The 22540-nt window shown below is 42.2% G+C and carries 21 protein-coding genes; 12 read left to right on the top strand and 9 right to left on the bottom strand.

All coding sequences use genetic code 11. The annotated features are described in order from the left end of the window. Window positions 1-150 precede the first annotated feature (150 nt). On the top strand, window positions 151-2598 hold the full coding sequence (locus NFS34_RS06785) for a prolyl oligopeptidase family serine peptidase (protein ID WP_251359183.1): 2448 nt from the start codon (window positions 151-153) through the stop codon (window positions 2596-2598). Between the two features lie 98 nt (window positions 2599-2696). On the opposite strand, the gene NFS34_RS06790 is transcribed toward NFS34_RS06785, so the two are convergent. Next, window positions 2697-3686 carry a zinc-dependent alcohol dehydrogenase family protein gene (locus NFS34_RS06790; RefSeq protein ID WP_251359184.1) on the bottom strand — a complete coding sequence of 330 codons (990 nt, stop codon included), beginning with the start codon at window positions 3684-3686 and terminating at the stop codon, window positions 2697-2699. Window positions 3687-3787: 101 nt separating this feature from the next. Between NFS34_RS06790 and NFS34_RS06795 the strand changes: the two genes are divergently transcribed. Continuing rightward, on the top strand, window positions 3788-4693 hold the full coding sequence (locus NFS34_RS06795; protein ID WP_251359185.1) for a LysR family transcriptional regulator: 906 nt from the start codon (window positions 3788-3790) through the stop codon (window positions 4691-4693). Here NFS34_RS06795 and NFS34_RS06800 read toward each other — a convergent pair. The 5 genes from NFS34_RS06800 to NFS34_RS06820 all read right to left on the bottom strand — a co-directional run bounded on the left by NFS34_RS06800 (window position 4690) and on the right by NFS34_RS06820 (window position 9239). Next, window positions 4690-5487 carry an SDR family NAD(P)-dependent oxidoreductase gene (locus NFS34_RS06800; RefSeq protein ID WP_251359186.1) on the bottom strand — a complete coding sequence of 266 codons (798 nt, stop codon included), beginning with the start codon at window positions 5485-5487 and terminating at the stop codon, window positions 4690-4692. The genes NFS34_RS06795 and NFS34_RS06800 overlap by 4 nt on opposite strands. Before the next feature lie 10 nt (window positions 5488-5497). Beyond that, a complete protein-coding gene (locus tag NFS34_RS06805; protein ID WP_251359187.1) occupies window positions 5498-6463 on the bottom strand; it encodes an LLM class oxidoreductase in 966 nt (321 codons plus the stop codon). A gap of 61 nt (window positions 6464-6524) precedes the next feature. Continuing rightward, window positions 6525-7370 (bottom strand): enoyl-CoA hydratase/isomerase family protein, encoded by an 846-nt coding sequence (locus NFS34_RS06810; protein ID WP_251359188.1) that lies wholly within the window; start codon window positions 7368-7370, stop codon window positions 6525-6527. Between the two features lie 343 nt (window positions 7371-7713). Beyond that, entirely contained in the window at window positions 7714-8589 is an 876-nt protein-coding gene (locus NFS34_RS06815; RefSeq protein ID WP_251359189.1) for a BPSS1780 family membrane protein, read from the bottom strand. A 59-nt stretch (window positions 8590-8648) separates the two neighbouring features. After that, window positions 8649-9239, bottom strand: coding sequence for a malonic semialdehyde reductase (locus NFS34_RS06820; protein ID WP_251359190.1), 591 nt, complete (start codon window positions 9237-9239; stop codon window positions 8649-8651). A 176-nt stretch (window positions 9240-9415) separates the two neighbouring features. Here NFS34_RS06820 and NFS34_RS06825 point away from each other — a divergent pair, with 176 nt between their 5' ends. Then, entirely contained in the window at window positions 9416-10075 is a 660-nt protein-coding gene (locus NFS34_RS06825) for an SPOR domain-containing protein (protein ID WP_251359191.1), read from the top strand. A gap of 71 nt (window positions 10076-10146) precedes the next feature. Here NFS34_RS06825 and NFS34_RS06830 read toward each other — a convergent pair whose 3' ends face one another. Together NFS34_RS06830 and msrB are read right to left on the bottom strand one after the other, a co-directional pair. Further along, window positions 10147-10677 carry a thioredoxin family protein gene (locus NFS34_RS06830; RefSeq protein ID WP_251359192.1) on the bottom strand — a complete coding sequence of 177 codons (531 nt, stop codon included), beginning with the start codon at window positions 10675-10677 and terminating at the stop codon, window positions 10147-10149. A 30-nt stretch (window positions 10678-10707) separates the two neighbouring features. Then, entirely contained in the window at window positions 10708-12027 is a 1320-nt protein-coding gene (gene msrB / locus NFS34_RS06835) for a peptide-methionine (R)-S-oxide reductase MsrB (RefSeq protein WP_251359193.1), read from the bottom strand. On the opposite strand from msrB, the gene NFS34_RS06840 reads away from it, so the two are divergent. Then, window positions 12006-13406 carry an MFS transporter gene (locus NFS34_RS06840; RefSeq protein WP_251359194.1) on the top strand — a complete coding sequence of 467 codons (1401 nt, stop codon included), beginning with the start codon at window positions 12006-12008 and terminating at the stop codon, window positions 13404-13406. The genes msrB and NFS34_RS06840 overlap by 22 nt on opposite strands. 37 nt (window positions 13407-13443) lie before the next feature. Here NFS34_RS06840 and NFS34_RS06845 read toward each other — a convergent pair whose 3' ends face one another. Then, complete coding sequence (locus NFS34_RS06845) at window positions 13444-14202, bottom strand: TIGR04219 family outer membrane beta-barrel protein (RefSeq protein WP_251359195.1); 759 nt, start codon at window positions 14200-14202, stop codon at window positions 13444-13446. Window positions 14203-14347: 145 nt separating this feature from the next. Between NFS34_RS06845 and tcdA the strand changes: the two genes are divergently transcribed. From tcdA to NFS34_RS06885, 8 genes are all read left to right on the top strand, one after another. Then, window positions 14348-15133 carry a tRNA cyclic N6-threonylcarbamoyladenosine(37) synthase TcdA gene (gene tcdA / locus NFS34_RS06850; RefSeq protein WP_251359196.1) on the top strand — a complete coding sequence of 262 codons (786 nt, stop codon included), beginning with the start codon at window positions 14348-14350 and terminating at the stop codon, window positions 15131-15133. An 82-nt stretch (window positions 15134-15215) separates the two neighbouring features. Continuing rightward, window positions 15216-17180, top strand: coding sequence for a S9 family peptidase (locus tag NFS34_RS06855; RefSeq protein WP_251359197.1), 1965 nt, complete (start codon window positions 15216-15218; stop codon window positions 17178-17180). Window positions 17181-17275: 95 nt separating this feature from the next. Continuing rightward, window positions 17276-17821: a cytochrome b gene (locus NFS34_RS06860; protein WP_251359198.1), complete on the top strand. Its 546-nt coding sequence runs from the start codon at window positions 17276-17278 to the stop codon at window positions 17819-17821. Between the two features lie 19 nt (window positions 17822-17840). Continuing rightward, the gene (locus NFS34_RS06865) at window positions 17841-18440 is read left to right on the top strand and encodes a YceI family protein (RefSeq protein ID WP_251359199.1); all 600 of its coding nucleotides are present in this window, start codon (window positions 17841-17843) and stop codon (window positions 18438-18440) included. A gap of 109 nt (window positions 18441-18549) precedes the next feature. Further along, window positions 18550-19065: a DUF3016 domain-containing protein gene (locus NFS34_RS06870; RefSeq protein ID WP_251359200.1), complete on the top strand. Its 516-nt coding sequence runs from the start codon at window positions 18550-18552 to the stop codon at window positions 19063-19065. Window positions 19066-19306: 241 nt separating this feature from the next. Further along, window positions 19307-20113 (top strand): SDR family NAD(P)-dependent oxidoreductase, encoded by an 807-nt coding sequence (locus NFS34_RS06875; RefSeq protein ID WP_251359201.1) that lies wholly within the window; start codon window positions 19307-19309, stop codon window positions 20111-20113. 19 nt (window positions 20114-20132) lie between these two features. Further along, a complete protein-coding gene (locus tag NFS34_RS06880) occupies window positions 20133-20423 on the top strand; it encodes a putative quinol monooxygenase (protein ID WP_251359202.1) in 291 nt (96 codons plus the stop codon). A gap of 382 nt (window positions 20424-20805) precedes the next feature. Further along, window positions 20806-22521 (top strand): di-heme-cytochrome C peroxidase, encoded by a 1716-nt coding sequence (locus NFS34_RS06885; RefSeq protein WP_251359203.1) that lies wholly within the window; start codon window positions 20806-20808, stop codon window positions 22519-22521. The last annotated feature ends 19 nt before the right edge of the window (window positions 22522-22540 follow it).

Here is a 22540-nt window from a genome sequence, read left to right on the forward strand (position 1 = left end):
TTATTCAGGCAAAAATCTCAAATGATTAGAAGCGTAACTTGATGTTTCTGTGACTGGCTCTTTCTTGACAGGCGCTATTACCGCAGTAAGCTAGGGGCAGAATGAGAACCAAGGCTAGTTGGACTGGCCCTTAACCTTTGAGATATGTCCATGAATTTACATCAATCTTCTAAAGCGGCGCGCCTAGCGGTTGCCGCTTCCGTGTTAGCGCTGGGGCTGTTTCACCCATCGGCGCAAGCTAGCGAGCAAGCCACTACGCTAACTCTGGAACAGGTGATGGCCGACCCTGATTGGATTGGTAATGCGCCAACCAATCCTTATTTTAGCGATGATGGTCAAGCAATTTATTATTCGCAAAAGATCCAAGGCTCGCCAGAGTCACAAGTTTGGAAACTGGATTTAAATACTACCCAATCAAGCAAAGTCGCTGATAAAGATAGCGTAACCCTTGATTCTGGACGAGGCGTGATTAATCCGGCCGGAACTTTAAAAACCTTTAGCAGCATGGGCGATATTTGGGTCAAGTATTTGTCCAGCGGTGATTTGCGCCAATTGACGAGGACTAATGATCGCGAAGTTAGGCCGCAGTTTGTTGGCAATAACAAAGTGGCTTATCGCGTTGGTCATGATTTCTATGCCATCGATCTAAACACTGGACTGATTCAGCAAATTGCTGACTTGGAACTGAAAAAAGATCCCGATGAGAAAAAAGCCGAAGGTTACCTAGAAACGCAGCAAAGTCGCTATTTCGATTATATTCAAAAACAGCAAAAGCACGCTGAAATCAGAAAGCAAAGCCGTGAAGACTTATTGCAAGCTATCGAGGTGGATGCACCTAAAAGCTGGTATCTAGGCGATAAAGTGGACTTACATACTTTGAGCTTATCGCCAAATGGTCGCTATTTATTGGTCGGTACTTATCCAAAACGCAAAGCCAAGGATAAAGCGGATAATATGCCGCATTTTGTGACCGCTGACGGCTATGTGGAAAATGAAAAGGTTCGAGCTTTGGTCGGCACTGTTAAGCCGCGCAATGAAACTTTGTATTTGCTGGACTTAAGCAGCGGTAAGAAGCAAACCTTGAGTTATGACAAGTTGCCGATGATTAAGGATGATCCGTTAGCAGAGATTAAGAAAAAAACCGCCAAACGTAATAAAACCGAATATAAGCCACGAAAAGGTAACCGTGGGCTGGCGGTGTTTGATTGGATCCCGAACAATGGTGTCTCTTGGGCTGACGACAGCTCTAAAGTCGCGGTGATGCTTTACTCTGACGATAATAAAGATCGTTGGATCGCGGCGATTGAACCACAAAATGGAACCTTAAAATCTTGGGATCATTTGCGGGATGAAGCTTGGGTTAACGATTGGGATTTTAACGATTTTGGTTGGTTGTCGGATAATCAAACGCTGTATTTCACCTCGGAAAAAACAGGTTATAGCCACTTGTATTTAACCCAAGGTAAAAAAGCTAAAGCTCTGACTAAAGGTGCTTTTATCGTCAATCGGGTGCAAGAGTCGAATGATCAAAAGTATTTGTATTATCGCGCTAATAAAAAACATCCAGGGGTTTACGAAGTTTATCGGGTGGATTTAGCCAATAATACTAGTGAGGCCGTTACCGATTTGGGTGGTATGAACGATTATCGGTTGTCCAATGACGGTAAAAAAGTGGTGATTAGCCATTCCACGGCAACGCGTCCGGTGGAGCTTTTTTATAAAGATCTAACCGCGGATTTAGCAAGCACTAAAGCGCAACCTTTAACCAATACGATTTCCAGTCAATTTAGCTCGATCGACTGGGTACAGCCGGAGTTTATCGAAGTACCGTCGCGCGAAGCGGATCAGCCAATTTACGCGAGACTTTACAAGCCCCAAGGGTTTGATGCTAATCGTGCTGAAAAATATCCGGCAGTAATTTTTATTCATGGCGCCGGTTATTTGCAGAATGCCCATCAAGGCTGGTCAGGTTATTTCCGCGAATTTATGTTCCACACCTTTTTGACTCGACAAGGTTATGTGGTTTTGGATATGGATTTTCGAGCATCGAAAGGCTATGGCCGTGATTGGCGCACAGCAATCTATCGCCAAATGGGCACACCTGAAGTGGTGGATTTGATGGATGGTGCCGACTGGTTGGCCAACCAAGCCAATGTTGAGCGCAGCAAAGTCGGGATTTATGGCGGCTCTTATGGCGGTTTCTTAACTTTCATGGCGCTCTTTACTGAGCCAGAAGCTTTTGCTGCGGGCGCCTCTTTGCGTCCAGTAACCGATTGGGCACATTATAATCATGGTTATACCTCGAATATTTTAAACACGCCTTATATCGACCCAGAAGCTTATGAAAAAAGCTCCCCAATCGAGTTTGCCGAAGGTTTGAATAAGCCATTACTAATTGCTCATGGTATGGTCGATGATAATGTGTTTTTTAAAGATACGGTGCGTTTGGTGCAGCGTTTAATCGAGCTTGAAAAAACTCAGTATTTTGAAACCGCAATATATCCTATCGAGCCCCATGGTTTTACTGAACCATCAAGTTGGTTGGATGAATATAAGCGGATTTATTATTTATTTGAGGAGCATTTGAAAGGCCATTAGGGTGCAAACGCATCTAACCTAATTAAAAAAGGGATACAATTTGATTCGGTCAAATTGTATCCCTTGTTCTTTTTAATGGCTTATAAAGAAGTCTCTTATCAACTAATGGATACCACCACTTTACCTATAGCTTTACCGCTTGATAGGTGATCATGAGCTTTGCCAATATCTTCAAGTTGGAAGTCAACTTTGTCCACGATAGGCTTTAACTTGCCTTCATCGGCAATCCTAGCCAATTCGGTAAGAATGTGTTGGTGCTGCTCTCGCTTGAAATTATGCAGCATAGGGATCAGCATAAATACCACGTGCAACGACAAGCCTTTGAAATGAGCCGCGGATAAGTCCATTTCAACTAAAGAGACGGTTGTAGCCACTTGACCATTCAAAGCTGCAGCTTCAAAAGAATTCGCGATATTTGGCCCGCCAACTGAGTCATAAACTAGATCAAAGCCGTTGCCGTTGGTATGTTTGTTAACGTAATCTGAAACAGACTCTTCTCTATAATTGATCCCAGTAGCGCCAAGTTCTTCAATAACTGAAATTTGCTCAGCTCCGCCGCCAGTTGAATACACCTCTGAACCAAAATATTTAGCTAATTGCAGCGCTATGTGTCCTACGCCTCCCGAGCCACCATGAACTAAAACTTTTTGACCTTCGCCAACTCCAGCTCGGATCAAACCCTCGTAAGCTGTAATTCCAACCAGTGGCAAAGCTGCAGCTTCTTTCATGGATAAGGTCTTGGGCTTATGAGCGACTAGTTTAGCGTCGGCTAGCATGTATTCCGCTAATGAGCCTTTTAGATCCGCTAAACCGCCAGCACAACCATAAACTTCGTCACCGATATTGAATCCACTAACACCTTCACCAACATTAACCACGGTTCCCGCAAAGTCCATTCCAAGTATCGCTGGCAGCTCTGGCGCGAAAGGTAGGTCAGTGCCCATTTGCCGGATCATGGTATCAACCGTGTTAACACTGGTTGCTGCTACTTTAACGACAATGTGCCCGGGCTCCACCTCAGGCTGAGCAACCTCAGCTGTTGTAAATTGAGAGCTATCTCCAAATGCATTAATCACCATGGCTTTCATATTAATTACCTATGTACGAATTTATTTCATAAATTATATTTACCAACCCCATCAATGATAATATCCTGATAACTATATTTAAAATATAGATTTTGTTGATAATGAATGTTGAGCACTTGAAGTTATTTGTTCGAATCGCTACTACTCATAACATAAGCCAAGCAGGGAAAGAGTTGGGTTTATCAGCCGCGGTATCCAGTTCTTATATCAATAAGCTCGAAAATGAGATTGGAGTTAAGCTGCTGCATCGAACGACACGTAAAGTGTCTTTAACCGAAGAGGGTTTGGCCTTATTGCCGCATGCTGAAGAAGTTATAGCTAGCATTGATGCAGCTAAAGCAGCGGTAGGTTCGGGGAGCGTATTACCAAGAGGAACTTTAAGAGTAGCTGTATCGGCTTCTTTTGGCCGAATGCATATTATTCCAGCCCTTAAAGGCTTTTTAGATAAGTATCCTGAGTTAAAAGTTGATTTAAGCTTAAGTGACCGAATGGTAGATATGGTCGAGGGTGGTTTTGATATCGCAATAAGAAATGCAAAGTTAAATGACTCTTCATTCGTAGCGCGAAAAATTGCCAATGATAAGCGAGTGATTTGTGCTTCCCCTGAATATCTCGAGAAATATGGAGCGCCGCAAAGACCTGAAGATTTATTGGATCATCACTGTATTAACCTTTCCTCAATAGATACTTGGTCATTTGAAGATCCAAATGGTGGTCAAATCAAAATCAAAACCAAGCCTATTTTGGTGGTGGATAATGGTGAGTCCATTAGAGACGCTTGTATTAAAGGTGTTGGAATTACCATATGTTCCATTTGGTGTGCTTATGAACAATGGAATAAAGGTGAGTTAGTTCAACTGTTAAAAGACTATCCGCTAGTGTCAGAAGTGGATGTTTGGATGCTTTATCCTAGCTCAAGATTATTGGCTCCCAAGGTTAGAAGCTTTATCGATTATATGGTTGAGTTTTTTGGAGAGACTCCCTATTGGGAGTCTCAGGTAAGTTAATAGGGCTTTAATATAGAGTCTAACTCCTTTAATAAATTAAGACATTTTTCACTGTCTAGCGCATCGGGGTGTGGATCGCTAAACCTTGCTATATCGTTATCAAAGTATTTGCCCGAAGCACTTGCAAACTCATCGGATAGAGCTGCACGAACCAGGATATCTGCACCTATATTTAAGTCTTTTCCTTCCACTCCAAACCCTTCTTTAACCATTTTACTTGCAAGTAAAGATCCTGGGTTAACTGAAATCACCTGAGCCCCTGACTGACCTAATACCTTGGCTAAGCCATTCGACCACATGGTTATTGCTAACTTGCTTTGAGCATAAGCATTCATATTGTCGTTACTGCCTTTTTCTCCTTTCAGAGCTGCTAGATCGATAGGAGATTGCGCTGCTGAGGATAAGTTAATAGTACGAGAGTCGGCAGTAAGTAATGGTAATAGTTTTTTTGAAAGCAAGTAAGGCGCCAAGGTGTTTACGACGAAGCGAATATCAAAACCATTTTTAGCTGTAGGGCTTGGTGAATTTAAAACTCCAGCATTATTTAATAGGACATCAAGTGATTTATGGCTGGATTCAATTGCCTCAGACAATTGAGTAACCGCCTCTAAATCAGAAAGATCGGCTTTGTAAGTTTCAACTTTGCCCAAAGAAGAGAGTTCTGCTTCAACAGCTGCTAACTTTTCCGAGCTTCTACCGTGTAATAATACGGTATGCCCAAGCTTTACTAGCTTCTTAGCAGTTTCAAAGCCAATACCATCGGTGGCGCCAGTGATCAAAATAGTTTTACTCATTGCTTTTCCTTTATGTTATTTCAGGCAATACTTCTGATGCTATTTGCTGCATCGTTTCTTCAGTATCTTGCTTATTAAATCTCAAGTTAATCGCGACATGATTAACGCCAATGTCTCTCCTTAACCTTAAATAGTTAGCTAGATGCTTGGCTCCTAGTCGCAAGCCTAAATGAATAGGAGTAGGCTTTTCATCAGGATTTTTTGATAAATCCACGTACAAAGGCTCCATTATGGGCTTCTGGTAAGAGTGAGTTTCTTCAATCAGTTCTCGCCATTCACTGATGATTTTTTTTTGTAAATCAGCTGGTCTAGGATACAGCATCCATCCATTCCCATTTTGCGCAATCCATTCAACGCTTTGTTGACTGCCACCTGTAATTAGCATAGGAATTTCCTTACCAACAGGTTTCGGGACCATATCGATGCTGCCATTTAAGGAGCCATATTGGTTAGTAAAGCGTGGATTGATATCCTGCATTTTTCTTATATATTCAAAGCTATCTCGAAAACGTTTTCCACGATCATGATAATCAAGATTAGTTGCCGGATACTCATCTGGCCGGTCTCCAGAAGCAATGCCGAGGATTAACCGACCCTGAGATAATTCATCCACACTTGCTGCAGATTTGGCAACATGAGCTGGGTGTCTTAGAGGTAGTACAATACTGGCGACTCCAAGTGCTATTTTGCTGGTTTGCCCGGCAAGGTATCCAAGGTATACAAAAGGATCATAAGGCTGACCAGCATCACCAAAGCTAGGCACATTGAAAGGAACATCCCTTAACCAAACAGAAGCAAACCCTAATTCCTCGGCAAGTTTAACTCTTTCCAAGTGGCGCTTCATGCTGGGAATAGGGCTAGACTGGTATTGTTCTAGTGGCACAACTAATCCGACGCTTAATTGATTACCTTTAAACACGGAGTTATAGCCGTTATTCAAAGGTGGGAACTTGGATGTGATAACCATGTTTGTCATTTAAATTCCTACGCTAACGCTATGGGAAGTATCCCACAGCATTCACTTGATGTTTTAATCATTAATTAATTTCTTGAACCTTCATCACGAGTTCATTCCAGTTTCTTTGGTTCTCAATATCGTGCTCCAGTCCTTGCTCATCGGCGATAGTGAAACGTTTGATTGCAGGCGTTTTGCTAGTAGCTTGGTATAGCCAGTAGGCTTCTGCTTTTAAGGCTTCGTCAATTGGCTTATCTATAGACTCGTACACGGCTTGTTTACAAGCATTGATAGACTCTGCTGGGAATTGAGCAATTCGTTTTGCCAAGGTGTCGACGTACTCGCCGATATCATCTGGCTCTAACGCTTTGTTGATAGTACCGTATGCTTCAGCCTCATCTGCATCAAAATCGCGAGCGCTAAGGATGATTTCAAGTGCACGCCCTAGGCCAGTTTGCCTTGCCATTCGAGAAGCTCCACCACCGGAAGGTAAAATACCCATGCCAACTTCCATTTGCATAAACTTAAATTTACCACGAGCAGCAAATCTCATGTCTAAGGCAAGGGCAAGTTCATGGCCACCGCCGCGAGCAAAGCCTTCTAATTTTGCAATAGTTGCTTGAGGTACTTTGCTGATCCGCTCGCAAACCGATTGCAGATCCAAAAGTTGTGCTTCATCGCGAGAAACTGCTTCCGTTGACATATCTTTAAGCAACTCGGTGTCATAATGACATACCCAAATTTCAGGGTTCGCCGATTGGAATACAACCACTTTAGTGTCTCTATCTCGCTCCAATCTCATGGCAAGGCTATTTAGATCAGCCAACATTTCCTGTCCTTGCACATTAACTGAGCCAAAATCAAAAGTTACCGTTAGCACCCCTTGGTCATTACTAGTTTTAAATGTCGTAAAACCTCTGTATTCCATAATCAATTCCTGTATGTACTATTACAATGAAATGTAGATTATAGTTATATTTTAAAAGATGATAATAAGGCTAATTTGATAATGACTTTATGGAGTTTGTTGATAATAAGGTGTCGAAACACTATGGTAGCTATTCATTCTGCCATTGAAATAAATGATACTTCGTATACAGATATTAACTAAATCGACAGCGTTCGGGCAGTCAATGTTTTCAACTATAAGCAAGAGACGAGCATTTGAAGCTTGTTTGCGTCACTCACAACGGGCACTTCCATTGCCCGCCCACTTGAGGAGGTGACGCAATGAGCTAGCTAAGCCAAGGTTTAAGGCAATGGCAAAGCGGCTACAAACTTTTGCTTGAGGCCTCTATCTCACCAAAAAAGACTTCGCGGTAGCTAACATAAAGTATCGCTGCGATAATTGGCATAATAATAGCGGTTAATAAAGTTGAAACGGCAAGCGAAATAATCTGCGGTGCAAGGGGAGATATGGCTGCCATAATCAGCGACAAGATAATGCCGAGAACTAGCGCAATAACAATGGTAATGATAATAAAAATTAACACCGCGCCAATGTTTTTAATTGCCGCAATAAAACTGTTAGCCAGTGCGGCGAACACATTCTGACCACTAAAAACAATCAAGCTGATCACAAACCAATTTAAAAGACTGTAGAAAAAACCAAAAATAATCACCCACTTAACATAGGGTAATAGCTGTGACATGACTTGTTGCAGGTAAGCTTGATCTTGCTGTGCTTGAACTTTTTGCCAATCGATGCTTTGTAATGCCTCGACGCCGATGGCATTGAACATCAGGTAAGTGAAAACCGTGAAAATTACGATTTGCACCACTATTAATAGCACTAAATGCAGCTTGGAAATATGCGTAAAGGCACTAAAAAACTGATAGTTACTTGGAGCCTGCTGGGACTGCTTTTGCTGATGCGCACCTAAAAGGCCGCCAGCGATAAAAATCGGGCCGAGCAAATTAACCAACATGGCTGCGTAAGGGTGTAAAACTTGACTGGCGCTCAGTAGTACCGAATAGAGCAGGCCAGCGACAAACCATTTACCAAAATGGGGGATTACAATATCGCTTAGGGCTTTTTCCAGCCAATAAAAACCGCGGGTTGGCGAGACAATTCTGGATTGAGCCTGTGGCTTAGGTTCTTGTTCATTGCGATCTTCGAAAATAAATTCATCTTGATTATCGGGCATGGGGTTCCTCAATTATTATTGTGTGCAGTGTATAAAATGCTTCAGAAGCATAAAGAAGGCTAAATGATTGAATTAGCTTCGTCAAAACTTAGGCGCGGACTTCTAGGAAACAGATCTTTTTCCGTACCATAACCTATGTTACACAGAAAATTTGCTTTGATTTTACTGCCAGCAAAAAAAGTCTCATTAATTTTTTTCGGGCTAAAGCCAGACATAGGACCGCAATCTAAGCCCAAAGCTCGCGCGGCCATAATGAAGTAGCCGCCTTGCAAACTTGAGTTACGAAAAGCCGTGGATTCGATAAAGCTATTATTACCGACAAACCAGCTTTTAGCATCGGTGTGCGGAAATAACTGCGGCAACTTTTCGTAAAACTCCATATCCATGCCAATAATGGCGCATACGGGTGCGGTCATGGTTTTTTCGACATTACCTTCCATTAAGCAAGGTTTGAGCTTTTGTTTTGCCTCATCAGATTTCACGAAAACCACGCGCATCGGACAGCAGTTTGCTGAGGTTGGCCCCATTTTGACCAAGTCATGTAATTGATGCAGAATTTCATCGGAAATGGTTTTGTCCGACCAAGCGTTGTAGGTGCGTGCATCGTTAAATAAAGTGTCTAATGCCGCGGCTGAAATAGGAGTGCCCATTGATATCTCCGTGCAGGATTTTAATACTGATTTAAAGGAAGCTATCATCACTAATTTTGCTGCGCTTATCAAGCTTCTGACAAAAGCCTTGGTGCCACCTACTAGAGCAAAAACTTGAAGTTAGTATTAATAATCGGTAGCTTAACAGCTACTTTTTAGCTAAGTATTTGTTAAATTTGAAATTAATTAACCTTATTAGCATGCTGCTTGCCCTTGGCTTGATGCTGCTTATTAGTGGTTGTAGTAGCCGTCAGCAGTTTAGCCAAGAGACCCAAACCAAATCTAACTGGTGGTATTGTGCCGAAAAAACTGCCAGAAGCTGGAATTGCGCCGACTCTCGACAAGCCCTAGAGAAGCAACAAGCGTCGCAAATGCCTGCTTCAGAGCCGCCACTGAAACTGGTACCGGCGCTTGAACCAGAGCTGCCGTCAGAATCAGAGTTGCCACCAGAACAATCAATAATCAGACCAGAATCAAGCGTTGAGCCAGTCGTTCTTGAACAGAGCTTAGATGATTTGGGAGTTTCAGAGTCAGTTAAGGAAGTAACTTTGCAAAAAAGCCGGCCTAAACCTCTAACTGCCGCAGAGGATAACGCTTCTTTAACAACCGCTGAAAATAAACAGGGTGATTGGCTTATCCAGATAGGGGCTTTTCGCCAACAAGCCCAAGCTGAGCGTTTAAGGAAACAAGTGCCAGGAGCGCAAGTTGAAAGTTTTAATAAAGGTAGCCAAACTTGGTATCGAGTTTATTTGGGCTATTATCTGTCGCGGCAAGCAGCAACTGAAGCGGCTGCTGCTTTAGGTGCTTACCAAACTTGGATCCGACGTAGAAAATAAGAGGTAAAAGATACGGCCAAAACTTTAGCCGTCAATAGGCCTTTATGGCTATGCTTTATGGAGCATCGGTTTTACAGAGAAGCCGCTTCAATAAAACTTACAATATCTGTGGCAAGATCCTGCTTAGGCCTTTCTACAATACGCCCTAGCTCTTGATTGTTTAAGCGCACAATAATGGTCGGCGTATATAACACTCGATCCATTTGCTGGCGGTTTTTTGGCTCCTGTTTTTTTAGATCCAAGGCGATTAAGTGGTGCTGAATGTTAGGGTTATTGGCTGCTGCTAATAAGTCGAGTAGTTGCGGAATTTCACGCTGACTGTCATGGCACCAAAGTCCAAAATAACTAATAATTTCAATGGGTTGTTTAATATCAGCTAATGCCTGAACGGCCTTTTGATCGAGCTTTGTTTGGTGATGTTTAAAAAACTTAGGATGATTTTTTAGTTCGGTTATCGAAATATCACCCGTAGGGTATGAGTTTGCATGTCGTTGGTGGCTTGACGGCCCTTGGGGATTTTGAGTTGAGTTAGGAAACTGATGGCTACAAGCAGATAGTAACAATAAGATACTCATCAGGCTAAAGGTAAAGAGTGGTCGCATTAATTAATTGCTCTCAGGGGTTTTGTCGGGTTATTTTTTGAAATTCAAACTGACGGAGTTTACGCAAAAACGCAGTCCAGTTTCGGTTGGCCCATCATCGAACACATGACCAAGATGGCTGCCGCATTGGGCGCATAGAATTTCAGTACGGCTCATACCATGACTTAAGTCGTCGCGATAAGCAATGGCTTTGTTATTCTTGGCTTTATCAAAACTTGGCCAGCCACAGTGTGAATCGAACTTACCTTGATTATCAAACAAAATGGAATCGCAGCAGGCGCATAAATAATCGCCAGTTTCCGAATGTTGATTATAAGTTCCAGTAAAAGGGCGCTCAGTTCCTGCCTGTTGGGTGACTTGGTATTGCAAAGGATCAAAACCTTTTGCTCGCTCTACAGCTTTAGCTTTTTGCGGCGGGTAGCTGATATGGAAATCACTCCAGAGTTGCCAGTTATGGGGTGCTTTAAATCCAGCCTGGGCCATTTGGTCGAGCAAATAACCGTTGATCGCATTGATTTCCGTTGCAATCCCTTTATTTACATCTTGGTACATGGAATTGAAATTGTCCGCGGTATTCTCAATAACTCGGATCACCAAGTCTTTCAGGGCTTTGCTAAAACTGAGTTGTATCTGTTTGGCAAAACCTTGATTTTCTTGGATTAAAGCCAATAAGCGCGGCTTTTTATCAGGGCTTAGTAGCTCGCCATTTTTGCATTGATACAGGGCGGTGAGGGGATTAATCACTGCGTTAATCAGCAACTTTTGCCATAAGATGTGAGTAATATTTTGGTGCCAATGGGCATTGAGCTCTGCTTGTTTGAGTAATTCAAACCAAGCAGGTGCAGCTTGGGGCTTGAGTGCGCCCAGCTCAATTGAGCCAACGCCAGCGTAGGTCACCGTTTGTGAAGATTGGTGGTTGCTCGAAGTGTTAACAAAAGCGCCATGGGTATTGCTGGCAAAATAAATATGGTCTTTAGCGACAAACTGCTCGGCAATCGCCTCGTGTCCCATACCGTTTTGAAATAAGATCAATTGGCTCTTGTCGTCCAATCGATGTGCGATACTTTGTAATGCCTGCTGTAATTGTGGCGCTTTAACGCACACGGCGACTAGATTCAAAACATCTGAATCAGTAGCTTTACTTTGCCCGATTTGACGGCTAATCGATTGTTCACCTGCAAGCAGCTGCCAATCATTGGAGTAATTGGCGCGATCACGAACAATAAACTGGCAATCAATAGACGCATCAGTTAATTTATGGGCTAGTAACTGGCCGATAGCGCCAGCTCCGAGAATAGAAATCATTAAAATGATGACAAAATCTAAAAGTGAATAATCAAAAGATACCATTTCTCCATAAAATTAAAAACTTTGTTTACTTCCAACCGGAAGTATTGCGGATGTTGTTGCTGGGCTTTTCCGCCGGGATCCCATACTTACTGGTCTTTGGAACCTTTTCTTTATTGTTAAAAGATGCCGGAGTTTCGCGAAGCGAAATCGGTTTCGCTTCTTGGATAGGATTGACCTATTCGATAAAAGTGATTTGGTCTCCAGTGGTCGATAACTTTAGGCTACCGGTCATAGGAAGGCTATTCGGCAAAAGAAAGAGCTGGTTGCTGGTGACACAACTCGGGATCATGAGTTGCTTGTTTGCTATTTCAATTACTGAGGTCACAGCTACCAGCTACATGAAAGTTGTTGTTTTTGCCTTTATCACGGCTTTTTTGGCGGCTACACAAGATATTGTGGTAGATGCTTTTAGAATTGAGTCTAACGATGATAAAAAACAAGGTGCGGCAGCTGCGACTTACATTATGGGATATAGGATCGCTATGATCGTAACCGGAGCAGGGGCTTTGCTATTAGCGGAAAGTTATTCTTGGGAAGTGAGCTACCAAATTATGGCACTTTGTATGCTAGTAGGAATTATTGGTTGGTCGCTATCACCTGAGCCAGAACATAAAGACGAACCTCTTGGCGAGTCAAAACTAGAACAGCGTATTTCGAACAAGCTGCTTGGCTTTTTTTCCAACCAACAAACCCAGCAAAAAGTTGGCTCAAATATAAGCTTTCAGTATTTTGTGAAAGCGATTTTGTCACCACTTGTAGATTTCTTTTTACGTTATAAATGGTGGGCGATTGCGATTATAGCCTTTGTTTTAACTTACCGTATTAGCGATATCGTGATGGGCACTATGGCTAATGTTTTTTATGACGATATGGGATTTAGCAAAACTGAGATTGCGGCAGTATCCAAAGTTTATGGGTTGGTAATGACTATTGTAGGTGCTTTTATCGCCGGTTATGTAGTTAATAAGATGAAAATTTTAAATTGCCTATTACTCGCAATAACGTTAGTCATTGTTACCAATTTACTTTTTGCTTATATGTCCACTCAGCCAAAAGATCTGAATTTTCTGATAATGGTGATTAGTGCGGACAATATGGCGGGGGGCTTTTCCATGGGGACATTATTCTCCTATTTTGCCATGTTGATTAATAAGGAGTTTACAGCGACCCAATATGCTCTCTTTACCTCGCTGATGACCTTAACCGGAAAGTTTTTAGGCGGCTTTAGCGGTGTTAACATTGATAACTGGGGTTATCCTGGGTTTTTCACTTATTCCGCTTTGTTAGGAATTCCAGCAATGCTGTTGATATTCCTATTGATGTATCGAGAACGGAAAGTTCTGCGAGCGGATAACGAGAAGGCCAAAGCTAACACATAAATTGGTCACCTTTGGCCTTTTCTGTACTCTAGATGGTTTAAAAGTGGAAACTCAAGCCCGCATAAAAGCCATCAATAGTTAGATCGCTGGATAAGTCGTCAAAATCATCGAATTCCAATTCAAAAAGACGATAACCCAACTCAAAGCCAAAACCAGAGTCACCTTCATAGGCAACATAAGCGCTAGCATCGGTTAAATCGTCATCATCAAATTTTCCTACTTGCAACTCGCCACCTGCGCTCCAGCCAGTAAAAGGCAGATCAAACTGGGCGCGGCCATATAATAGCGGTACCGTACCCGAAAGATTAACGCGGTAATCAAGAGCAGGGATAGCTTGGCCATCAGGACGAATATCCACAAAACCGTCAAAATCTTTAGCGCTAAACCCTAGATCTAAATTGACCCAGTTATCCAGAATCTCATAGTAGAGGGTGTAGTCGGTATGACTAAAATCATAACGAGTCGCGACACTATCGCCAGTTTGGTAGCTGCCTGACTGGAAACTAAAGTCTTGGCTGGCAATCCCATTCTCGTTACCATCCAGCTCATTTTGTTGGATCCGAATGTTGGGTAGGAATGGTAGCGGATGCTCGAACGCTAGATAATAGATGTTGGCATCATCATCCTTTAGCCCTAAATCTCGATTGACATCGATATTGTTGCCACCAGAACGGACGGTTCCATCAAGGTCGTAATTCCAGCGCTTAGCGCCAGCGTAAACCCCGAGAATATCAGCGCTTGCAGCAGCGCTCGCCAGAATTAAAGTTACCGCGGAAGCCAGTTTTAATGTGTTCATTTTTTATACCTTGCTAAAATTTTGGCGCATTGTAGCGATTTTCTTCAAAATAGAAAGTGATAAATCGCAAATAACGATACTTTTTAGGGCTAACTTGTGCTCAATACTCTTGTTATAATTTCGTTTTTATTCTTAACGATGCGATATGAGCGACATTGATTATAAATTACGCTTTGGCGGGATTGAGCGACTGTATGGCGCTAAAGCGCTTAATAAGTTCGCGCAAAGTCATCTGTGCGTGATTGGCGTTGGTGGTGTTGGTTCTTGGGTGGTGGAATCTATAGCGCGCTCTGGGGTAGGCCGTCTCACCTTGATTGATCCTGATGAAGTAAGCCAGTCCAATATCAATCGCCAGCTGGTAGCGCTTGACTCAACTCTTGGGATGGGCAAAGCAGAAGTGTTGGTTAAACGTATTGCAGAGATTAATCCAGCTTGCCAAGTAACGGTCATTGAAGATTTGCTTAAACCCGAAAATACGCGCGAATTGATCAGCCATAAGTTTGACTATGTGATTGATGCCATTGATAGTGCCCGCAGTAAGGCGGCGCTAATCCGTCATTGCAAAAGTAATAAAATTAAGCTGATCTGTATTGGCGGTGCTGGTGGGAAAATTGATCCGACTCAAGTAGGCATTGCCGACATTACCCGCACGCATAACGATCCGCTGCTGGCAAAAACCCGCTCTATTTTGCGCTACGACTATAATTATTCGAGAAATCCTAAACGAAAGTACCAAGTTCCCTGTGTTTACTCGACCGAACAAGCGGTCTATCCCATGCCCGACGGCAGCATTACTCAAGCCAAGCCCGATAGCGAACGCGCTTTAAAAATGGCCTGCGATGTGGGCATGGGCTCGGTAACCCATGTAACCGCCACTTTTGCTAATTTTGCTGTAGGTCAAGTATTAGCCAAATTAGCGCTACAAAACTAAACTTTTAATTTATTAATTTAAACGGTATTCTACGTTCGCGTTTAGAAAAATATATAATCAAATAAATGGAAATTCTTTTATTATGAAGTACTTACTCTCAATTTTATTGACAACTATCAGTTTTATAGCTCTCTCCGCAGATAAAGTTACATTGGAAAGCTTTGCCGAAAAGTCCAAATTTAATAGCTTCAAAATATCCCCAGATGGTAAGCATATTGCTTTTACCTATGATGATGATAGAGAAGATCAAGATCGGTTAGCGGTTATGGAGTTAGCTACCAAAAAGATTAAAACTTCTTTTAACTCCGATGGGGCTGGGCGTGAAATTGTTTCTTATTCTTGGGCAAGTAATGAGCGATTAGTGATGATTAACCAAAAAGAAACGGGTTGGTTAGATGGTCAAAATACTGCGCCGCGCCTTGTAGCTGGGAATATTGACGGTAGCAAGCGTCATGAATTATGGCACTTCCAACGGGCGGATTTAAGAATCTTATCGCCGCTTCCTGAGGATCCCAAGCATATTTTAGTGGGTAAGTATCATTTTACCGATAAAGGTGGGATGAAATTAAATCGCATGAATGTGTTTAGCGGAAATTTACGTAACATTACCGGCTCGCCGAAGCCTCATGGCTCCTCGAATTCAGTCATTCGATCGATTTCATTAGATACTAAGGATGTTGCCCGAGCGGCATTTGAATACGATCCCGTTGACAAAAATAATGATGACGATGATGTTTCTTATTTACATTTTAGAGTGGATGATAAGTGGGAGTTACTCTCTTTACCGTCCTCTAGAAAAACTATGCCGTCTGTTGGCACTATTGGCTTTAATAAAGACAACACCAAGTTTTATTTTGTATCCAATCACGATCTAGATCATGATGGTGTCTTGGGTTTATTTGAACTTGACTTCTTAACCAAAAAAATCAAGTTTTTATTCCGTCACCCTGATGTCGATATTTTAGGTGCGGTAAAAGGGCCCAATGGTGAGGTAATAGCTGCTTATTATGAAGCTGGATATCCTGATTACTATTATATTCAAGAGCCTGGCAATGAGAAAGAAATAAACTTCCATAAATCCCTGCGTGCCAGTTTTAAGCACGAAGATATTACTATCAGCTCATATGCTAGTGATGGTTCTATGGCGACTCTAAGAGTTAGTAGTGATAGAAACCCTGGTGACTACTATATTTTTGATCGAAAGAATAATTCGGCTAAGTACCTTGGCAGCTCAATGCCACATATCAAGCCAAAAGAAATGGCTACAGTAGAGCCCTTTACTCTAACCGCTAGAGATGGCTTGAAGATGTATGGGCAGATGACCATACCTAAAGGCAAAGAGTTAAAAGATCTTCCACTAGTTGTTTACCCGCATGGCGGCCCCTACGGAGTTAAAGATGATTGGCGCTGGGATAGAAGAGCGCAACTGCTTGCCAATAACGGTTACTTGGTACTTCAGCTGAACTTCCGAGGTTCAGGTGGCTACGGTAAACAGTTCAGAGAAAAGGGTAGAGCGCAGTGGGGTTCGAAAATGCAAGATGATCTCACGGATGCAACACTTTGGGCGATCAATCAAGGTTATGCGGATAAGGAGCGAGTGTGTATTCATGGAGTGAGTTATGGCGGTTATGCTGCTTTGCAAGCTGTTGTGAAAGAGCCTGATTTGTATAAATGTTCGATTCCAGATGCTGGGATTTATGAGATTAGGCTACAGTGGGATGAAGCTGACAGTTTTCGATATGATAGAGCAGCTGGAGAGCGGTATTTAAAATGGATGCTTGGTTCTAATGACGAAGAACGAATCAAAGAACGTTCCCCTGCGTACCATGTAGATAAATTGAAGGCGGCATTATTTCTTGTCCATGGCTCCGAAGACGTTCGTGTTCCCATTGAAAACGCCTATTTCTTAGAAGAAAAACTAAAAGAGGCGGGTAAGCCTTATGAAAAGTTGTATAAAAAAGATGGCCACGGTTTCCAGAAAGTAGAATATAGAGTTGAGTTATATGACAAGATGCTTAAGTTCTTAGACAAACATATTGGCGAATAGCCTAAAACTAAAAAGCTGCTTCGGCAGCTTTTTTTTGGCTTAGATTTTCACTTGAGTTTTGTTAGACTAACTCTAAAGCGTGAAAAGGGTAGCGTATGGCATCTGAACAAAGCAGCTATGATTTTTCTATAAAACTGTTGCACTGGACGAGTGCCATTTTGGTAATTGGTCTCTTTACTTTGGGGCTATGGATGGTGGAGTTGGATTATTACCATAAATGGTATCAAACTGCGCCTCATTGGCATCGCAGTTTTGGTATCTTATTAATGCTCTTAACGGTGTTTCGATTATGGATAAAACTAGTTCAGCCAAAAGTTCGCCCCTTAGAAAGTCATCAGATATGGGAGCGGGCTTTAGCGAAAGTTATTCACTGGTTATTATATGTCGGCTTATTAGTATTATTTATTAGCGGTTATTTGATTTCCACCGCCGACGGCGAGTCAATAAAGGTTTTTAATTGGTTCGAAGTTCCTGCTTTACTAGAGTTAGAAGATAAAGACGATCTCTCTGGTACGGTTCACAAATATGTTGCCTACGGCTTTATAGGATTGGTATTACTTCATATTTTGGGCGCTCTAAAACATCATTTTATCGATAAAGATGAAACATTCAGCCGTATGCTTGGTCGAAAACTCAGTTAACAAAAAAATTGGAGTTAAAATGAATATTGTTAAATCTACCATAATGACATTAGCGGCTAGTGCTAGTTTGGGTCTAGCCGTACCACAGGCTGCTTTTGCCGACACTTACAAAATTGATGATAACACTCAAGGTGCGCATGCTTTTGTGCAGTTTCGGGTAAAGCATTTAGGTTACAGTTGGCTCTACGGACGTTTTAACGACTTTTCTGGCAGTTTTAATTACGATCCAGCAAAGCCTGAAGCGAGTTCGATAGAAGTGACTGTTGATATGAATAGTGTGGACTCTAATCATGCTGAACGAGATAAACATATTCGCTCCAGTGACTTCTTGGATGTAAAAAAATACCCTCAAGCCTCTTTTAAAAGTACCAGTTTTGAGCCGACCGACGAAGGCGGTTTAATGAAAGGTGAGCTGACATTCTTCGGTAACACTGTGCCAGTTGAAGTGATGGTGGATACGATTGGTGGTGGTAAAGATCCTTGGGGTGGTTATCGTCAGGGTTTTGAAGCAACAGCGACCATTAAACCTGCAGATTTTGGTCTTGATCTGACCAAGAGGCTAGGACCATCCACCAGTGAAGTAGAGTTAACCATTTCGGTTGAAGGGGTTAAGCAATAGAAGGGATTTAATGAACTATTTGGCAAGGGTTAGCAACAAGAACTAATTTTTTGTCACTTTTGTAGTCTATTTTTGTTCAAGTATTTGAATCAAAAATTTTGGAGTCATTATGAAAAAGACCATTATTGCGAGTATTGTATTGGTTGTACTCGGCACTTCGAATGTTAATGCTGATGTTAGCGTAACTTGGGAAAACCCTGATAACTATAGTGATATTGATGGCGGTGAGCAAAGCCAGAAAAAGTTTCAAGCTGAGGTAACAAAACAGTTGGAAGCATATATAGTTGAGCTTTCTAAGAGATTAGCAGAGGGGCAAAAGTTATCTATAAAGGTAACAGATTTGGACTTGGCGGGCGAGGTTTTACCTGGTTTTTCCCAAGGTTTAAATTCTCCCAGAGATATGCGCGTTGTAAAACGAGTGTATTTCCCGACGATGGATCTTGAATACCAGTTGACAGATTCGCAAGGTGCGATACTAAAGTCTGGTAGTGCTGAATTAAAAGATATATCCTTTCAAGATAACATCCAGTCTTATCAAAAAGCTCGTGATCCGCTGGCTCATGAGAAAGATATGATCAAAGAGTGGTTTGATAAAACATTTTCCCAACGAGTGGCAACCAAGTGAGATAGGGAGATCCTGACAACCGGAAAGGGGGCGCAAGCCTCCTTTTTTTGGATAATATCAATGAGGATTATTCGAAGTTTTGAGCAATTCCCTATACCTAGATAGTAACTTACATGATGAAAGTTACTGGCAAGGTTGCTTTAAAAAAGGTTTAATAAGATTGATTAAATTAATTTTAGTAACCAACCATATGCTATCGACTAGTAGCATGGCATATCATGAAAGACGCTAGAGGATTATAGTGTACAAGACAATTTTAATTACCGGCGCGACTGATGGAATTGGCTTCGCCACAGCGAAAATGCTGGTGGCAGCAGGGCATCATCTGCTACTTCATGGTCGCAGCGATAAAAAACTGCTGGAAACTAAACAGAAATTACTGACCGATAATCCTGATGTTCAATTAGACACTTATCTAGCAGATTTATCTGATTTAAAGCGAGTGAACTCTTTTGCTGATGAGGTATTAACAAAGCACCAACATTTGGATGTGTTAATAAATAATGCTGGCGTTTTAAAGTCAGAGAATCCGATTACTCAGGATGGCTTAGATATTCGTTTTGTGGTTAATTGTATTGCTCCCTATTTACTAACGAAAAAATTAAGGCCAATCTTAACCGAATCTAGCCGAGTCATTAATCTTTCTTCGGCAGCCCAAGCGCCGCTGGACTTTGCGGCTTTGGTTGGTGACAAGCGAGCATTAAACGATATGGATGTGTATGCGCAAAGCAAGGTAGCGATAACCAGTTGGTCGCGAACCCTTGGATTAGAGTCGCCACCAGAAGCAGCGGTCATTGCAGTTAATCCTGGCTCCTTGTTGGCGAGCAATATGGTAAAGCAAGGATTTGGGATCGCTGGTAGTGATATTAACATTGGCGCGGAAATCTTAAAGCGCGCGGCTTTATCGGATGAATTTGCCAGCGCCTCAGGCCAGTATTATGATAATGATTCCCAGCAGTTTGCTAAGCCGCATTCTAATGCAGTCGATGCCACTGTAGCGCAGCGATTAATTGAAGCCATGGATAAGATCATTGCTGAACTCGTTTGACTTATAAAAGGAGAGGTGAATGTCGAGATTAACCATTTTTGCTAAGATCAAAGCAAAATCAGATGAGGTTGAATTAGTCAAATCAGAATTAATGCAACTCGTCAGTATCAGCCAAGCAGAGCCTGGTTGTATTCAATATCATTTATACCAAGACAATGGTGATCCAAGTTACTTTATTATTCACGAAGTTTGGCAATCGCGAGATTATTGGGAAAAACACGTCAATCGCCAGCACTTAGCTGATTATTTAAAAGCTGTTGATGGGGCGGTTGAAGAGTTTAGTCTGAAAGAAACTACTGCTATAGGATGATGCCAGTGTTTTTCAAATAATGCGTTTCGATGTTATCCTTTTGTGCACATTTTCTTCACGCCACCTTCAAGTCTCAAGTGAGACTCAGTTAACAGTTTATCCGAGTCTACTGAAAACCCACTAGCTTTCTCTTGTATAAAAAAACCTATGTATTATATTGATATTGTACGTTTTTTGCACAGATAAGCGCATCAAGTCTAAAGGAGTGGGTATGTTTTTAGATCTATCAAGGTATTTGGGGAAAAAAGTCTCTCTACTGAAGTCGCGTCACCATTAAAAGTCAGTTTGTTGTAGTCTAGCGCTGCTTTTTTTCATTGGTCTAGTTCCAACCTCTCGTGCTAGTGACGAGATTATTTATTTAGAGCAAGGCTGGTCCGATAGAATGCGACAGCTTTATTATCACACTTCGCAAGGTACAGCGATGCTGCCTTATCATCTCTACATCCATTTAGAGCAGGCGGATAGCCGTGAGCTGATTTCTTCAGATAAATTTACTGAAAAAGTGGGTTTGATTCCGAACAAAAAAGATCCTAACTTAAACCCGGAAGGCTTGCCGATTGGTTTGGCTAAGATTGACGTTAAGGATGGAATGTTTAAAGGCGAATGGGTGGGTTTTACCTGTTCCGCTTGTCACAACGGTCAGTTATTTTATAAAGGTAAAAAGATCCGGATTGATGGCGGTTCTAATCATATGTTCAGTATGCCCAACTATGCGCGAGAAATTCGTAAAGCGATGGCGGCGACTTTGGCCGATGAAGATAAGCTTGATCGCCTTATGGACCGGGCTGAAGGTGAGGTAGATATGACGCGTGCAGAGATGCGCGAAGAGTTAACAATTATCGGCAAATATCTAGATTATTACAGCGATAAAATTAATCAAAGTCCTTACAGTTTTGGTCCCGGTCGAATGGATGCTTTAACTCAGATCCACAACACATTAGTGGGTGGTTATTTAGAAATTCCTGAGAATGTTGAAATGACTATGGCACCCACCAAATCCCCTTTGGTTTGGAATGCCCCACAGTCAGCATGGGTTCAATGGTCAGCAGTTTTTGATAACCCTATCTATCGAAACCTTGGCGAGTCGCTGGGCGCTATGGTGCGCGTTAATTTAGATAAAAGCAAAGGTGAGCTGTACGAAGCGACGGTGAACCTAAAAGGTCAAATTGAACTGGAAGATTGGCTGCGCGAGTTAGCTCCGCCAAAATGGCCGGAGAAAGTTCTAGGAAAGATAGATCAAAAGTTAGCGATGAAAGGCAAGACTTTGGTGCAAGAAAATTGTGCTTCATGCCACTCCTCTTATCCGCACCGTTGGTCGAACCCTCGAAAAATGGGTAAACGCTTTATTGAGAATGCGGTGGTGCCGCAAGAATATGTGGGAACTGATCCGCAACAGTTTGAATCAGGCGCTTTGGATAGCAGACCAAAATTCTTGGCTGGTATTATGTCCGATATATTGCCGGAACCTTATACCGGCGGACAGGCTGCTCCGTCAATGGTTTTGCAAGATACTATGAAGTATGGCGTTGCCAAAAAGTATCTTAAGCAACTTAACCTTTCGGAAGAAGAGTTTTTGTCCGCCACTAACTATGTCTCCGGCAAGGATCCTGCACCGCCAGCGCCATCTTACAAGGCTTCGCCTTTAGATGGTTTATGGGCAGCGCCGCCTTACTTGCATAACAGCTCTGTACCTACTATGTACGATTTATTGTTGCCAGCAGCAGAGCGTCCTAAGACTTTTTATCACGGACGTGATTATGACCCCAAAAAAATGGGACTTGATACTAGCGGTAAGTCAGGAAAGTTTGTAGTTGATACTAGCAACATCGGTTCTTCCAATGCGGGTCACTCTTTTGAAAATAAGAAGCTCGGTAATGGTGTGGTTGGTCGTGCTTTTAGCGAAGAAGAACGTTGGGCAATTATTGAATATTTAAAAACATTACCGAATGAAGAAGGGCAGGTTACTCCCTACGGAGGCCCCGAAAATCCCGTCGAGGCTTGGAAGGATGATAGTTTCTTTAACAAGCAATACAAGGGTTGGTACGATGCCAGCGATGCTTACAAAGACGGCGATGGTTACGGTTCCAAAAAAAAATAGGTCTAGCAACGGAGGTCAT

Source organism: Kangiella sp. TOML190 (genome assembly GCF_023706045.1).
GTDB lineage: Bacteria > Pseudomonadota > Gammaproteobacteria > Enterobacterales > Kangiellaceae > Kangiella.

Coding starts and splice junctions, on each gene's coding strand:
- NFS34_RS06785 (WP_251359183.1), top strand. CDS start 151: ATGAATTTACATCAATCTTCTAAAGCGGCGCGCCTAGCGGTTGCCGCT.
- NFS34_RS06790 (WP_251359184.1), bottom strand. CDS start 3,686: ATGAAAGCCATGGTGATTAATGCATTTGGAGATAGCTCTCAATTTACA.
- NFS34_RS06795 (WP_251359185.1), top strand. CDS start 3,788: ATGAATGTTGAGCACTTGAAGTTATTTGTTCGAATCGCTACTACTCAT.
- NFS34_RS06800 (WP_251359186.1), bottom strand. CDS start 5,487: ATGAGTAAAACTATTTTGATCACTGGCGCCACCGATGGTATTGGCTTT.
- NFS34_RS06805 (WP_251359187.1), bottom strand. CDS start 6,463: ATGACAAACATGGTTATCACATCCAAGTTCCCACCTTTGAATAACGGC.
- NFS34_RS06810 (WP_251359188.1), bottom strand. CDS start 7,370: ATGGAATACAGAGGTTTTACGACATTTAAAACTAGTAATGACCAAGGG.
- NFS34_RS06815 (WP_251359189.1), bottom strand. CDS start 8,589: ATGCCCGATAATCAAGATGAATTTATTTTCGAAGATCGCAATGAACAA.
- NFS34_RS06820 (WP_251359190.1), bottom strand. CDS start 9,239: ATGGGCACTCCTATTTCAGCCGCGGCATTAGACACTTTATTTAACGAT.
- NFS34_RS06830 (WP_251359192.1), bottom strand. CDS start 10,677: ATGCGACCACTCTTTACCTTTAGCCTGATGAGTATCTTATTGTTACTA.
- msrB (WP_251359193.1), bottom strand. CDS start 12,027: ATGGTATCTTTTGATTATTCACTTTTAGATTTTGTCATCATTTTAATG.
- NFS34_RS06845 (WP_251359195.1), bottom strand. CDS start 14,202: ATGAACACATTAAAACTGGCTTCCGCGGTAACTTTAATTCTGGCGAGC.
- tcdA (WP_251359196.1), top strand. CDS start 14,348: ATGAGCGACATTGATTATAAATTACGCTTTGGCGGGATTGAGCGACTG.
- NFS34_RS06855 (WP_251359197.1), top strand. CDS start 15,216: ATGAAGTACTTACTCTCAATTTTATTGACAACTATCAGTTTTATAGCT.
- NFS34_RS06860 (WP_251359198.1), top strand. CDS start 17,276: ATGGCATCTGAACAAAGCAGCTATGATTTTTCTATAAAACTGTTGCAC.
- NFS34_RS06865 (WP_251359199.1), top strand. CDS start 17,841: ATGAATATTGTTAAATCTACCATAATGACATTAGCGGCTAGTGCTAGT.
- NFS34_RS06870 (WP_251359200.1), top strand. CDS start 18,550: ATGAAAAAGACCATTATTGCGAGTATTGTATTGGTTGTACTCGGCACT.
- NFS34_RS06880 (WP_251359202.1), top strand. CDS start 20,133: ATGTCGAGATTAACCATTTTTGCTAAGATCAAAGCAAAATCAGATGAG.
- NFS34_RS06885 (WP_251359203.1), top strand. CDS start 20,806: ATGCGACAGCTTTATTATCACACTTCGCAAGGTACAGCGATGCTGCCT.